General features: G+C 42.9%; 13 protein-coding genes. All 13 read right to left on the reverse strand.

The features are described from left to right. Position 1 precedes the first annotated feature (1 nt). The 13 genes from ACYQ3Q_RS21190 to ACYQ3Q_RS21250 all read right to left on the reverse strand — a co-directional run bounded on the left by ACYQ3Q_RS21190 (position 2) and on the right by ACYQ3Q_RS21250 (position 15691). On the reverse strand, positions 2-919 hold the full coding sequence (locus ACYQ3Q_RS21190) for an ABC transporter permease (RefSeq protein ID WP_459930487.1): 918 nt from the start codon (positions 917-919) through the stop codon (positions 2-4). After that, complete coding sequence (locus ACYQ3Q_RS21195; protein ID WP_459930488.1) at positions 916-1845, reverse strand: ABC transporter ATP-binding protein; 930 nt, start codon at positions 1843-1845, stop codon at positions 916-918. The genes ACYQ3Q_RS21190 and ACYQ3Q_RS21195 overlap by 4 nt, the downstream gene beginning before the upstream one ends. Further along, a complete protein-coding gene (locus tag ACYQ3Q_RS21200) occupies positions 1846-4368 on the reverse strand; it encodes a hypothetical protein (protein WP_459930489.1) in 2523 nt (840 codons plus the stop codon). Between the two features lie 888 nt (positions 4369-5256). Next, positions 5257-5679, reverse strand: a complete 423-nt coding sequence (locus ACYQ3Q_RS21205) for an acyl-CoA thioesterase (protein ID WP_459930490.1) — start codon at positions 5677-5679, stop codon at positions 5257-5259. Between the two features lie 49 nt (positions 5680-5728). Further along, entirely contained in the window at positions 5729-6253 is a 525-nt protein-coding gene (locus ACYQ3Q_RS21210) for a nitroreductase family protein (RefSeq protein ID WP_459930491.1), read from the reverse strand. Between the two features lie 117 nt (positions 6254-6370). Next, on the reverse strand, positions 6371-7141 hold the full coding sequence (locus ACYQ3Q_RS21215; RefSeq protein ID WP_459930492.1) for an enoyl-CoA hydratase-related protein: 771 nt from the start codon (positions 7139-7141) through the stop codon (positions 6371-6373). Positions 7142-7161: 20 nt separating this feature from the next. Continuing rightward, entirely contained in the window at positions 7162-8016 is an 855-nt protein-coding gene (locus tag ACYQ3Q_RS21220; RefSeq protein WP_459930493.1) for a 3-hydroxyacyl-CoA dehydrogenase family protein, read from the reverse strand. A 75-nt stretch (positions 8017-8091) separates the two neighbouring features. Further along, positions 8092-9270: a thiolase family protein gene (locus ACYQ3Q_RS21225; protein ID WP_459930494.1), complete on the reverse strand. Its 1179-nt coding sequence runs from the start codon at positions 9268-9270 to the stop codon at positions 8092-8094. 31 nt (positions 9271-9301) lie between these two features. Then, complete coding sequence (locus ACYQ3Q_RS21230; RefSeq protein WP_459930495.1) at positions 9302-10636, reverse strand: MFS transporter; 1335 nt, start codon at positions 10634-10636, stop codon at positions 9302-9304. Between the two features lie 76 nt (positions 10637-10712). Then, complete coding sequence (locus ACYQ3Q_RS21235; RefSeq protein ID WP_459930496.1) at positions 10713-11477, reverse strand: SDR family NAD(P)-dependent oxidoreductase; 765 nt, start codon at positions 11475-11477, stop codon at positions 10713-10715. A 13-nt stretch (positions 11478-11490) separates the two neighbouring features. Continuing rightward, the gene (locus tag ACYQ3Q_RS21240) at positions 11491-12351 is read right to left on the reverse strand and encodes a CoA-transferase subunit beta (RefSeq protein WP_459930497.1); all 861 of its coding nucleotides are present in this window, start codon (positions 12349-12351) and stop codon (positions 11491-11493) included. Between the two features lie 19 nt (positions 12352-12370). Beyond that, a complete protein-coding gene (locus ACYQ3Q_RS21245; RefSeq protein WP_459930498.1) occupies positions 12371-13603 on the reverse strand; it encodes a CoA transferase subunit A in 1233 nt (410 codons plus the stop codon). 597 nt (positions 13604-14200) lie between these two features. After that, positions 14201-15691 (reverse strand): 4-hydroxyphenylacetate 3-hydroxylase family protein, encoded by a 1491-nt coding sequence (locus tag ACYQ3Q_RS21250; RefSeq protein ID WP_459930499.1) that lies wholly within the window; start codon positions 15689-15691, stop codon positions 14201-14203. Positions 15692-15732: the final 41 nt, after the last annotated feature.

Genomic DNA, 15732 nt, shown 5'->3' on the forward strand with positions numbered 1-15732 from the left:
CCTAACCCCCTTTCTTGTTCCCAGCCCGCAGTGGACGAATTAGCCAAACCGTTAGCCCTAAAGAAACCAAGATGATCAGCGCATCTAACATTAGATTCACTTGCCAGACAGGCCTAGGCTTAACTGGTATTGCTTGGGGCACCGGTATACCATCGATAAACGTCGTTGACATTATCCCTGACGCAAATTGGACATTCATCGGTCGAACATAAGGTATTAATTCCACCCCGGTCGGTAAGACGGAACCTAACGCCACTATAGGATTGAAATTTACGATAAAAGGGGTAGGAGGAGGCTGGTTTAACCTCGCCCATTTTTCCATAGTCAAACTCTGGATTACTGCGGCAGAGACTAAAGTACCCCCAAACAATAAGAAGGTCAGCAGATAGCTAATCACTATTGCCGTAATCGTCCGTTTAAATAGGGCTGAGCAAAGCAGACCAATACTAGCAATGGTCACTGTCGTAACCAGGGAAATCAGAACAACTACCAGTAAGTCACGCATAGCCACTGCCCCGAAAAGAAAAATCGTGCTGTAAATCGGCATGGAAACTAAGATCAGTAACACCATATAACTAATTGCGGATAAAAGTTTACCAGACACTATGGAGAAGGGGGAAAGTCGGGTTACCAGCAATAACGGCCAAGTCTGTCTCTCCTTTTCCCCACTGATAATCGAGGCTGTCATCCCTGGGGTTAAAAATGCAATCAGAATGAGCTGTACAATCACAAGGATCGCAAAGATCGTCATTCCCAAGCGTAAAGCCTGAGTGCCGCCATAACTATAGCGGGTTTGGAGATAATAGGCGAAACCTCCAATTCCGGCTAAGGTCATTAAATAGAGGCTTATTAACAGCGGCGAACGCCAGGTACGCACTCTATCTCGCAATTCTTTAGCTAACACTGGATTTAAGATCATCGCGCTGCCCCCTTAGTAATCTGCATAAACAGATCTTCCAAACTATTTGAGGATTCCGCAAAGGAAAGAACGGGGAGTTCAGCTAGAACCAAAGCACGTAATAGCTTTTGTTGCTCCTCTGGATTTCCAGAAAAACGAACCTGTAAGACTCCATCTGCTGTTTCATTCACGGCCGCTACCCAGGGATTTTCTTCCATCATTGCCCTAGCCGCGCTGATTTTGTCCTGAACCTTAACTTGGATCAATCGTTCCTGCTGAAGTTGAGCAGTGATACTATCCATACTACCAACGGCAACCAACTCTCCACCCTCAATAATCCCTACTTCAGTACACAGTTCCGCCAGTTCCGGCAGGATATGGGACGAAATAATAATACTCTTACCCATATTCTTGAGTTCCCGTAGCAATTCCCGCATCTCTACCCTGGCCCTGGGATCCAAACCTGAGGCAGGCTCATCTAGTAGAAGCACTTTTGGGTCATGTACCAAACTCCGGGCCAAACACAACCTTTGCTTCATCCCACGGGACAAAGAATCGACGTAAGCATCCGCTTTGAAATTGAGATCCGTCAGCTCTAAAAGATCCGCGATGATACTCCTTCGTTTCCCCCTAGAGATCCCGTAGCAGGAGGCATAAAAATCCAGATACTCAGTCACTTTAATCCGCTCATACACTCCAAAAAAGTCAGGCATATAACCCATTAGACTACGCACCTTCTTGGGATGTTTAGTCACATCCACCCCATCGATATAGGCTTTACCCTCTGTCGGAACCATTAGGGTCGCCAGAATTTTCAAAGTTGTTGTCTTACCGGCTCCATTCGGTCCTACAAAACCAAAAATACTGCCCTGTTCAATTTCCAAACTTATTCCCTTAAGGGCTTCCATCTTGCCATAGATCTTTCTCAAACCTTCAACCTTAATCACTTACAATGCACCGCCCTTACTACTAAGAGAGATATTTACTCCGTAAAATTCTTGGTCTTGAAACTGTTGTGGTTGGTTGAACTGTGATTGTGATTGTGATTCGGGCTGATTCGATACTTTGAAGCGAACCAGGCGGCCACTGTTGAAATAGTTTGTAGGATCTTTGATCACTGTGTTATCTGAGGTCATATTAATATCGTCCCAAGCAGCTGTTTTCCAGTTATAAAGGTACCCCTTTACCGCTGCAGAAAAGGAGGCGCCATTTCTCTTATGAATGTTCAACTGCATTTCACTAAATTTACCCTCGGGGAGTTCCATTTGGTAAACCGCTTCTGAATTAGCTTGCATCATAATACTTCCAGGGCCAAACCCTACATTTTGAGAACTTAATAACGTCCCTGAAATGAAGCCCTCTGGTACTTCAAGACGTTCAGGGTCAAACTTTAGGTCCAAGGGAACTTGAAACAGCGTAGTGTAGTACTTCTTTACTTTAGTATCTTCAATGCGCAGTCCCCCTTGGAGAGGTTCTGCTGACCAACCAAAAAACAGTAATTTACCCTCTGACCCAGGGTCCCACCCATTCCCTAGCTGACTTTCGAAAATTTGTTGCCGCATCATGTCTTTGGCTTGAGGTCGTGGCGGGGCTCCAGGGCCTTGCCAATTCACCTGAGGATTATAGATTTGATAGGCTATAGGAGCGCCATTGTTCAGATTATTGTTTGTGTTTAGGTTAATTTCCGTCTGAGTTTTCTCCCCTGCGTTAAGCGCAGCGATCTTCGTAAACCAATTGGGGGAAGAGACTATTACACCGTCCGTAAAATTATACTGAGTACCATTTGTGATCGTTGCCAGCCACTTATTGTCTTTGAAAGAGATTTCCCCGCTGATGGACCCGGTTAGGGAAGCATCTTCAACCGCAGAAAACCCTCTCATAACCCAGGAACGCATTTGAAGGAAATCTATATTCGTTTGTCCAGGTGTTTGTTCTACACGGATCGTGGCGTTGGGTCTCTGATTTGTCCGAGGGTCAATTCTCATTCCTCCATCGAGATTGGGCAAAGCGTTGACTAGATGTTTACCTGGTAATTCCAGATGATAGGTTGCATGGGTTGGGGCAAATAAGCCTGTAACCGCTGTAATTTTAGCCAGGGAAGTTCCTGGCATCATCTCAACGACATTGATCTGGTGAGCAATGATTTCCGCAGGGCGGGTTTTGAACGATGTGAAATAAATCAAGAGCACAAAAATAATTGACACGGCGGGTACGGTAAGCCAAGTCCATTCCCTTCTGTCCAATTTCTTAAGGACAAGATAGTTGAGAAGGCCCGCTAATAAAAGATATGGGCCGATCATCCAGGCCATCGTCTGCAGGGAGGGAAGAGCCATGTCCTCAATATTCCCCAAAGCATTTGCCATGCCGTAAGAATTATTGAATTGCCCTTTGAAAAAAGGGCCTCCCAACTGACCAGGTACTAAGCCATTCGCAAACTCAGACTTCTCAGCGAATACGAGATCCTTCCAAAGGACCTCGCTCCCTGTCCAGTTGGACATAGGCTCTAGAGCAGGATCAAAAGCCAGGTATAAAACCTCGCCTTCCCCGAATGGATACTTGATTGCTAAAGGTCGTCCTTGTTCAGAAAAAAGAGGCTTACCTTTAGAACTTTGGAGATTAGCTATACGTACAGGACCTGATATAGCTTCACTGATCGGTTCACTTAAGCTATGTGGAAGAGCACTCAGCGTAAGAGTTTCAACTCCAGAAACCGTGACTTCTTGCAGTTCCGGTGGCAAATTCGGGAGCACCTTTTGCCAACCTGAACCTCCCCCCACGACTAAGGTACCCCCCCGACTCACCCAGTGGGTTAAGGCAGAGGATTGTTCCTTGGTTAGTTTCAAATTAACATCATTAAAAAGCAGCACATTAAAGAAACTAAGCAGCTCCGCCTTCTCCGGCAGATCTTCATTTTTTACCGTCGTTACAATCGGTCCCAACCAACTCGCCTGCTTTAGCCCATTCAAAGGGGCTAATCCTTCCTCAGAACGATCTAGCAAACCAATGATCAGTTCATTATTACTCAGAAAGGCAAATTTGACGGTCTGCTTAGCGAGGACTTTATTCCCACTCACTAACTCAATCATCACACTCGTCAAACCCTGAACAGGTATATAAAAATTAAAGCTCTTCGTCGATCCCTGAGGAAGCACTGCACTGCTGACATAGTCCATGGGGTTAAGTTCCGGGTTATTATCATTAGGCGTAACTCTCAAATCTCCTTGAACATCTTTTCCTTGGTTCGTCACCTCAACTTGCAGAGGGAGCCAAACACCTTGTTTTGTATAGTTTCCATAGGTCCCTTTTGCTTTAATTATGATAGTAGGGTTTTGATCTTCATCCTCTGGAGCAGCCAAAACAGCCTTTGTCGATAGACCTACAGATGATAGAAGCATAAACATAGCAATAAATAGAAGTATCCAGTTCCTTAGTTTTGACAACATCTCAGCTCCCTTTTCCTTATCCTTCACTGAAAAAATCTCTTTGAAATCTTTTTGCTCTTAAATTCACTATTCTACCACAATCCAATAAATACCTCTTTTTCCAGCATAGTCAAAAGTATGCCTTATGTTAAATCATTTGGGGATATGTGCCTAATCTATGCTTGACCTTTTCGGCTAAATACCAGCCCTCCCCCTTACCATGTTGTCTACTCTATATAGAGAGTAAACAAACATGGTAAAAGGTTACATGATATGTGATTTTTTTGTTTTGATTGTTTTATCCCAGGCGACACACGTATGCATTTTTCAATACTAATGGAACAAAGCTACAACCCCAATTCTGCTGCTCTCCGACATTCTTTATTGGCAACGAACATGTGGTAGGAGCCCAACCCTATCCACACCTACTTACTGCCGCTCACCGTGCCTTAGGACTTGGCGCCACCGACCCAAATGATTTACCAATTCTTTAATAATTTCGTTTCCTCTTTGCTTTTATTTTTATTGTGCCAATAATCCCCCTCCATACCACTCTCCTTCTGAAACCATATAATGAGTGAAACTTGCTCGACATAGAAAACTAAAAACCCCACAATCGCTTGCGGGGTCTAATTTTCTTATAGGTCCGATGGTCGGAATAGTTTTTGCTTGCAGAGCTCAAATTTTTGAGGTTAATTCACTGTAACAACAGGTCGCGCCTCAATATACCCTCTAGTTCTGTCCATCGAATGTTCATTTTCATTAACCTCTTTTTTACATCTTCATGCGAAATGACATTTCCTACGCGTTTAGCCGCGACCGCTCATTCAAAAACAAAGAGGTTAAATACTCTTTGGAACTTGTAGTTCCGCGAAATTACCAACGCGGAACTACAATAAATTGCGGCGTATATTAGCATGTTCTGCCAAGCAGAACTTATTGTTCAAAGGTTTGGACCAAGGCCCGGAAGAATTCCGGTACCGGTTCAGCTCTGCGTTTTACGGGATTGTAGTTGACATAGATAGTTTGGGCTCTAAAAATTAGATCTTCCAAACCCGTTTTATAAATCTCAAACTCTACACAATAACTTGTATTCCCTATTCTGGAAATGCGCGTTCCGATTTCTAACTCTTCATCGAACATAGCGGAGCTTTTGAACTCTAGGGTAGTTTTGACCAAGGCCATATCCATTTTACCTTCTTGCGCCAGACTCTTATAATCAATGCTCATATTCCGGAAATATTCAGTTACGGCTACATCCATAAAGGTTAGGTAGTGAGCATTAAATACAATTCCCTGCCAATCAACTTCCGAATACCGAACCCTTAACTGATGAAAAAAGCGAAAATCACTTCGCATGACCGTCCCTCCCATGTCAAATAGATGAAAATAATCAGGGTTTGCCAGTTCACCAAATTTCCCGGTGAATACGGGTTTCATCGTAGCGCTCCGCGGCCTGTTTTGGTTCCACAGGGTAGCCTAAGGAAATGATGCTAAACGGTACCATCTCTTCTGGTATACTAAATAGTTCTCGCATTCCATTCTGCCTTGAAGGGTCAGGATAAACCGCAAGCCAAACGGCCCCTAACCCAAGTGAATGGGCAGCCAAAAGAATATTTTGGGTTGCTGCTGAGCAGTCCTGAATCCAAAGCTGCTCCAATTCTTTTTCGTACTTTACCCTGGCAGGATCTGCTACGACTAATATTGCTAAGGCTGCACCTGTCAGCATTTTGGAATAGGGATGGAATTCAGGTACTGTTTTAAGTTTATCCCGGTTAGTAATCACTAAAAACTCCCACGGCTGCTCGTTACCGGCGGAAGGAGCATTCATAGCCGCTTGTAATATCCATTTCACATGATCCTGGCTTATCGGTTGATCAATGTATTTGCGAATACTTCTCCGAGTAATAATATTCTGTAATGATTCGTTCAACTTGCATCTCTCCCTTAAATTTAAATCACATTATAAGCATTCTCCTAATTGCCTAGCATATGACAATGAGGCTGAAGATGCAGGTATGGGAACAATACTGTGCATGACAACTTCGTACTATTTCTTATAATTAGGCTGTCTTTTTTCTAAAAAAGCTGACATTCCTTCTCTTTGTTCTTCTCCAAAGCATAAGGCAAATAAATTCCCTTCGAGTTCACAACCCGTATTAATATCCACTTCAAGACCTTTGTTGATTGCTACCTTTGCCTGTCGAATTGCATATGGTCCTTTGGAAAGAATCAAGTCTGCAAGGCTTACCGTCTCGGCCATAAGGCTTTCTGTTGTTACTACTTTATTAACCAAACCCAACTCTAAAGCTTCAGATGCATTGATGGTTCGCCCTGTTATAATGAGTTCCATAGCCTTTGCACGTCCAATAAGACGAGGGAGCCGTTGTGTTCCCCCAAAGCCTGGTATAATACCTAAAGCAACTTCAGGTTGCCTAAACTTTGCCTTGTCAGTTGCGATACGCATATCACAGGACATCGCAAGTTCACACCCTCCTCCAAAGGCAAAACCGTTAATTGCTGCAATCGTGGGTTGTGGAAGATCTTGAATTCTTTGAAACAAAACCTGGCCTTGACGCGCGAAAGTATAACTTTCTTGTGGGGACTTATCTTTCATTTCTGATATGTCTGCTCCGGCGACAAAAGCCTTTTCTCCAGCGCCTGTAATTATCACGACATCTATTTCCTTATCATTATAAAGCATGGTAATTATTTTATCTAATTCGATAAGGACTTCTGCATTGAGAGCGTTCAAAACCTTGGGTCGATTAATGGTCACGAAACCTAATCTATTTTCCTTCTTAAGTTCAACGACAGACATCACTATTTCCCCCTAAAAGTTTAATATTGAAAAAACCCTTTTCCAGTTTTACGCCCTAATAAACCAGCACGGACCATCTTTCTAAGAACTGGACAAGGTCGATATTTTGGATCACCAAATTCAGCATATAACGTATCCATAACAGCGAGACATACATCTAATCCTATCATATCACCTAAAGCAAGAGGCCCAATCGGGTGGCCTGCGCCGAGACGCATTGCAGTGTCAATATCTTCTGCAGATGCGATATCCTCCATATAAATAAATGCAGCCTCATTGATTAATGGAACTAACATTCTGTTAACAATAAAACCTGGAGATTCTTTAACCTGAACGGCAACTTTTCCTATTTCTTTCACAAAATCATTGACAAATTCAACCGTTTCAGCACTCGTTGTTGCTCCGGCGATGACCTCAACAAGTTGCATCACATTGGCTGGATTAAAGAAATGCATACCAATGACATTTTGCGGACGATTTGTTGCCGAGGCTAATTCACTAATGCTCAACGCAGAAGTGTTAGAAGCAAAGATTGTTTTATCTGGACATTGGGCATCAAATTCTTTGTAAACGCTTTTCTTGATTGCCATGTTTTCAATAATCGCTTCAATAATTAAATCGGTATCTTTTAACTCTTCGGCCATTTGATTTACGTCATAAACCCCTTTGAGGTTTCCAAGAACCACTGATTTATCCTCAGCAGACAGCTTCCCTTTTTTGACAGCTTTATTTAAGTTTTTATCGATAATTTCAAGGCCCTTTTGAACGAGATGTTCCGAAACGTCACGTAGGATTACCTGAAAACCGGCCTGAGCCGCAACGAGTGCGATGCCCGCGCCCATAGTCCCAGCACCTAGAACAACTACTTTTTTCATACTAAATCCTCCTTTATTAATTAGAGTGAATTAAAAAAAGGGGCTAGGGTAGCCCCTTTAGAGTGTGTAAAAGTACTAAAACATTTCGATAACGGTTGCCATAGCAGGACCGCCACCTACACATAATGAGGCAACACCATATTTTCCTCCACGCCGTTTCAGTTCGCTAAGCAAGGATACAATGATACGGACGCCTGAACACCCAACAGGATGACCCAAGGCAATTCCAGAGCCGTTCGCATTGACCTTATCCAAATCAAGTTCCAGCTCTTTATTAACTGCCAAAAATTGTGCAGCAAAGGCTTCATTGATCTCAAAGTAGTCGATATCGCTGAGTTCAAGGTTTGCATATTTTAGAGCCTTAGGGATAGCGTAAGCAGGTCCAATTCCCATAATTTCAGGGGCAACACCATACGAAGCGGTAGACAGAACTTTGGCAATCGGCTTAATCCCGAGTTCTTTCGCTTTCGTAGCTGTCATTAAGACTAGTGCCGCTGCTCCGTCATTCAAACTGGAAGCGTTACCTGCAGTGACGGTTCCATCTTTTTTAAACGCTGGCTTAAGCTTAGACAGACTGGCCACAGATATTTCTGTACGAGGGTGCTCGTCCACTTCAACGATGGTTGTCCCTTTACGGGTTTTAATTTCGACTGGCGCAATCTCATCTTTGAATCGACCACTTTGGATGGCAGCCACGGCTCTTGTATGACTGAGGTAGGCTAAATTGTCCTGTTCCTCTCGCGTGATATTGTATTTCTCAGCAAGGTTTTCAGCAGTTACCCCCATATGATAGCCCGTAAATGCATCCACCAACGCATCAAATGTTAAATGATCTTGTAAAGTGTCAGGCCCCAATTTAACACCTTGTCTAGAATTAAGCAGTAAATGCGGCGCTCTGGACATACTTTCAATCCCTACAGCAACGCTGACACTCGATTTGCCGAGAAGCATTTGTTGGGTTGCAATCTCTAATGCTCTCATGGCTGAACCACATTGTTGGTCAACCGTCGTTGCCGCAGCTTCAAGCGGGATACCGACCGCCAGTTGTATTTGCCGTGCTGGGTTTCCTTTAGCACCAGCTTTGTAAACCATTCCACCGACAACATCTTCAACAAGACTTGCATCGACTCCAGCCTTGGCTAACGCACCTTTTACCGCTATCGTCCCAAGTTCTACTGCTGATACATCTTTTAATGATCCTAAAAAATCTCCAATTGGCGTTCTAGCTGCACCAACAATAACAACTTCTTCCATGAGTTTACTCCCCTCTATAATTGTCATTTCCCTATAAGTTCGTATTTTGAGACTTAGCAGATTGATTATTTATAACAAATTTATCTTCCTTTAGAAACAGTGTTCCGATGGATGCACATACTGCTAACGCTGAGAAGAAAATAAAGGCTCCAGTATATGAATATCCCGCGGTAGTTTTGACAACCAGGAATCCTGCAACAAGTGGAGCTGCAAAAGAACCTAATTGTCCAAAACCATTCGAAAGTCCAATTGCACTACCCACAATACTTTTTGGGTAACGAATTTGAGGATAGGCATAAATTGCTCCAAAGCTAAGATTAACGAAGAAACCAAGCAATATGAGCATTGTAATAATCACTGGGACATTTCCTGTAGGCACCATTCCGATGTAGAAAAGGACAGGAACACTCACAAGATAGGATATTAGAAGCACAGGCTTCGTCTTATTTTTAAAGACTTTGTCAGTAAGACGACCTCCAAGGAGCATTGCTGCGATGGCGACAACATACGGCAAAGAAACCAAGGCACCCATCGCTTTAAGACTGAAGTGATGTTGATCATACAGGAAGGAAGAAATCCACGTCGTACTTCCCCAATAGATCGCTAAGTTACAGAAAAGAACGAGGCTGTATATCCAGAAGTTTTTATCTTTAATAACGATGGACATCCCGCCTTTTTTCTTTTCAACAACTTCTTCAGTTTCATCAACAACTAATCCGGCCTTAATATAATCATATTCGTCTTGGGTCATACGACCTTTTTTTAGCATTTCTTCGGGTTTATTACTCACGAAATACCAAAGAATAAACATACCCAGAACTCCTGGAACTGCAAGGACATAAAACACAGGGCGCCAGCTCCCGAAGGCTGCAGCTAAAGAAGTGATGATGATGGGGATAATCGCTGGACCAAAAGCCCAAGCAGTAGAAAAGAATGAGGTTGCGGTACCTTTTTCTTTTTTAGGGAACCATTCTGCAATTGTTTTGTGTGCAGGAGCGAAATGGTGTCCTTCCCCTAGGCCTAAGAAAAGACGTATCCAAATGAACTGAGCATAACTGCGAACCATACCTGTGAAAAAGGTAACAGCTGAGAACACAACAATAGCAATTCCCATAACTTTTTTAGGCCCAATACGGTCAGCTAACCATCCACCACTTATTTGAGCAAAGGCATAAGCAAAGAAAAAAATAGATGCGCCAAAACCTGCTTGTGCAGGGGTTAATCCCAAATCATCTCGGATCATGGGTAGGAAGATTAAAACACTTGTACGGTCAAAGTAGTTAATGACGTATAATAACCATATTGCAACGAGAATCACATAACGATAACCCCAAGCTTTTTTACCAACGGTACTTACTTGTCCCATATTTAAATCGCTCCTTCAATAATAAAATTACGCTAGTGGCTTTTCCTTTTATACGTTCTACCATAGCAATAGGTATTTATTCTGCGGTCCAGCCGCCATCAATGACAATCATTTGCCCTGTCATGTAATCAGAGGCGTCCGAAGCCATAAGAAGTGCGGCCCCAACCATATCACTAATTTCGCCGAAACGTCTCATAGCTATTTTTTTAGTTATATGGTTGTAGATTTTTTCTTCCTTTAGGTCAACTTCGTTCATCGGAGTAATAACATAACCTGGGCAGAGCGAATTCACCTGTATGTTATGTTTTGCCCATTCTAGTGCCAGACCTTTGGTCATTTGTATGACACCACCCTTGGCAACACAATATGGAAGAACTTGACGGTCACCTACTAAGCCTAGAATCGAGGCAATATTAATGATCTTGCCCTCTTTTTGGTTAATCATTTGACGCCCAACTGCCTGTGCACAGAAGAAGACACCTTTAAGATCCACATTTAATACTCGATCCCAATCCGCTTCAGTTAGGTCTTCAGCTTTCTTGGTAATGGCTGAGCCTGCATTATTAACGAGAATATCAATCTTTCCGTAATACTCTGTTACTTTTGTTACTAACTCATCAATCGCCTTTAGGTTCGTGACGTCGGTAGCTATAGGTAAAGCATCATGACCAAATTCCTTAATTTCTTCGGCAACTTGATTGCAGTCATTTTGGTTCCGGCTTACAATGACTACATCTGCGCCAGCCTTGGCCAAACCTTCAACTATTCCACGTCCAATCCCTTTTGTGGAACCGGTTACGATTGCCACCTTATTCCTTAAATTGAAAGTTGGAATATTCACTTCATCGCCCCTATCAAAACAATTTCTGAAGGATTTCTTGTGATTCCTCTAACATTTGAACGTACTTATCAAAGGTTAATCCTTTAAGGCCGTTGCCAGTATAAATTTGTCCAGCATCTAAGATTCTTGTTATTCGAACTTCTTCAACAGTGGGTGGCTCCGTTACTATTACATCAGCTGCAAGTTTAAGATTCCATGAAACTTCCGCTTTTACTTGTTCGACTGTAACACCGGGATGAACACTGTAGAGATAGGCTTCCTTAGTTTCAGGATCGAACCTAAAAATACATTTGTTGGTTATTATTGCCGCAGGCCCTCCCCCTGGTAATCCGTGTTTTTCCCTTGAATCATAGCCGTCAATATAGCCTGGCGATGTAATATAATCAACCCTCTCTAAAAAACGCCTTTTTTGCAGTGGAAGTGTAAGGATTGTTCTCCCTGCTGAACTCGCAATATCATTTGCCCCACCGCTACCCGGTAGCCGTGAAGCAGGGGTATAGTAATCTCCATCTCCAAAAATGACAGTACTGTTTAGATTCCCATATTTATCGACCTGTGCTCCCCCAATCATTCCGACATCAAAATATCCGCGTTGTTGATCGGAGAAGAGACGCCAGAGTGAGGTGGTACAAATACTATTCTCGACGCAGGCATTATCGCCAATTCCTAAAATCACACGATAGGGCACTGGGCCAATGCTCCCAGACTCCATAGCCATGGTGACATTTGGGGCATGGGTGAGTTTTGCAACCATGGCGCCTAAGGTCGGGACACCTACTCCAGCAAATACTACGTCGCCATCCATAATCTCTCGGGCAGAAGCTGCTACCAAGAGTTCTTGTAGTGAATAATCTTGGGCATATTCTTTGCTCATGTTTATCCCACCTTTCTACCTAGTAATTTGCTTTAGTGAAGCGACGCTCAAGTTGTCGTAGCTTCTCAAGACGGGCGCATCCCACTTTCTCAAGATAACCCTCCCAACTACCGGGAGCATAACAATACTCTTCTAACCATTTCTCAAAGCCTGCTCTCGTTTTAAAGGCAGCTAATTGTGTAGTATGGAATGGCATATCGTAAGCATAAGTATAAGGAAAATTCCAAGGATGACAGGCAAAAGGTACTTCGACGACTGCATCTACTGCGTACTCCGGAATAATTGTCAAATTTGGATGGCGTCTGATTTCATCAGTACTTACAATTTCCTCACATGTGATAATAGTTCGTTTGGCAGCCCGAGCAATGTTTTCAGCATTTGAAGAGAAACCGAACATTTGAGCATTTCCTCTTTTATCGGTACGGGATACATGAACGATGGCTACATCAGGACTTACCGCAGGGATCAAAGCTACTTTTTCCCCGTTATAAGGGTCTTCTACGACCTTTATCGTTTTGTTGTACTTTAAGAGGTCTGATCCCAATAAAGATTTCGTCGGAATATAAGGCACATTCATAGCACCCGCTAAAAACCGTAATCCAATCGTATAATTCGAGTACTCAATCAGTTCTATCTCGTGGGGAACCTTTTCTTCAATCGCTCTACGAAAGTTATACCCTAACCCAGCAACCGCATAAGAACACCAGGCTAGTTCAGCCTTCTTGATCGCACCCGCTCCAATTAACATATCCCCACTTTCACAAGGGCTATCCCCAACATAGGTGAGATCTTTAATTCCTTGCCTGATTATTTCGTAAGTCGGGGCAACACATTGTGCTCCACCCATACCACTAAACGTAATCATACTTCCGTCGGGAACATAGTTTCTAATAGCGTCGGTAAGCGTCATCCGTTTATCTTGTTTCTTTTTGCCATTAAGATTGCTATTAGTCAAAACTTGCCACCCCCTTTTCTTTAATCTTTTTAAAATTTGACTCGGTAGTTCCGTTGACGAATACTGAATTAGTTCCACGGAACTACCAGCCACGTTGATCACAGGACCATCGAATTCAGGCCGAGTAGCACAATCTGATGTGCAGCCACTAAATATAAGAAGGATATTCTTTTCTTGCTCCTGCCAAGATACAAACTCCAGATTAGGTTCCAATCTCGTAATGATCTCAATAACTTGTGGGCCTTCGATAATGGGATTGCAATGTCCACAATATTTAACACCAACAATAATTTTCATAAAGTTTACAACACCTGTGAAACATTTCTCGGCATGGGTCTAATTTAAGAATGATTTAGGTTTATTAGAGTGCAATGTAGCCATAAATCCACCAGATAGGAGCCTGACGGTGTCAGTGCCCCTTCGTAAGAACAAGCTAGAGATCCACTGTAAAGAGTTTTTGACTTTCTTCTTGTAACCGAGGCCTATTAAATCCCTCCTCATTCTATCTGTTGTTTGGCTCTGATGAAATACATTATTCGCAAGAACCATGCCACAACCTTGAAAGGCAGTTAATCCAATAAAAGCCTTGTATTCATTATGTTTAAGGTCAAAGAACTTCCTTACTTAATGAGATTATATGGTGCGAATTGCTACAGTGTTGTCATTCGCTACGCTACATATTATTAGGACGTCAAAAGATGGAATTTTACTTAACTGTTTCTCACCTACATATGGACCGCTATAATTAGAGCTGTAGCATCCTATCCCTTGGCAATTTCTTCAATTGCCAAGGGATACCGGCAATAATTGCATGTCCCGCAAGGATGACGGTTTAATCTATCGATTCTCTGGCAGCAACTTTACAAAACTTCTAAACGCCATTAAATCGAGTCTTCAGTCCTTTTTTACCGCCGCTGTTTCAGATTTTGCCTTTTCACCGTCTTTGGGTTTAATACCGGCAATAGCCATTGCGCAGCGCTTCTTATGTTCTAGATTGGATAGCTTAGAGTACATTACTTTTTGCGCTTGAGGCGATCCAGCGCCATGCATACTTTCGATCAATGCCGTGCCACCCGTCATATTTTCAAGTAGTCTGGCCATACGCATCCGATCTTCAGTCGGAACTGATGCAACACCTTTAAAATATTTTTCCACATATTTACCAATCTCGGGACTCCTTAGATCGGATTCTGACGGGAGTGTAGCCGTCAATCCCCCCCCAATATCTTGGGCAATGCGGTCAATATCATAAATGAGCCGAGTAACATTATGTTTGCCAACATTTGCAAGCAGAGGATCCACGAAATAAGACCCAGAGGCAGTTAGTTTACCCTCAGCGGAACAAGCGATGGAACAAGCATATAGGGTTTCCGCCATGTGAATCATTTCGTTTATTTTATCTTTTATATGTGCAGCCTTCGCATAACCACTGTAATCAGCCATAACTGCCGCAGCACCGATCACTATATCTGAAACGCCACCCTTACAGCCACCATAGTTTTGCCGATGATAGCTAGCAAACCGTTCCACCAGCATACCGGCAAAATCAGTTTCGCCACACATGAAGACCTTTTCCCAGGGCACAAAAACGTTTTCTAGCACGGTAAGACATTCGCCGCCGACTACACCGTACTGAGCATTACCTTGATCTATTTCCCCTTCACATTTACGGTCATCGTTAGTCTGCCGCCCAAAGATGTGTATGATCCCCGGGGCGTCAACTGGTACTGCGCAGGATACTGCATAATCTTTATCTTCCGCCACCATGCCCATAGTAGGCATAATTAACATCTCATGAGAGTTTACCATGCCGGTCATATGCGCTTTTGCTCCTCTGATCACAATTCCCTTGTCATTTCTCTCGACAACATGTACAAACATATCAGGATCCGGTTGCTGTCCTGGTCGCAGACTGCGGTCACCTTTGGGATCAGTCATGGCGCCCGCAACCATGATGTCGCTTTCCTGCATGTATTCAATATATTTTCTAATGCGCTGATGATAACTGGTGCCAAGTTTCTGATCCATTTCAAATGTTGTAGAATATAAAGCATTTATGGCATCAAACCCTACACACCGTTGGTAACATGTGCCAGTTTTTTGAGAGATCATTCGTAACATTTTCACTTTTTTGATTAAGTCTTCCTTGCTTTGATGAATATGCGTAAAGCGATTGATTTTTTTACCGGTAAGATGTGAAGTAACGGTCATCAGGTCCTCACAAGCTGGGTCATGGGCAAGCTCAAAGGTCATCGCGGCAGAGTTCACATGTCCACGAATAAAAGGATGATCGATTAACTCTGCACTCTTCAAAAGTTGACCTTTTAAATAAACCTTAATATTGCGGTTCCGCAAACTTTCGATATACTCTTTGCCTGTTTTCATGATAATTTCCCCTTTCAAAATAGAACTTAAAATCACTTCAT

Source organism: Desulfosporosinus burensis, from assembly GCF_054657535.1.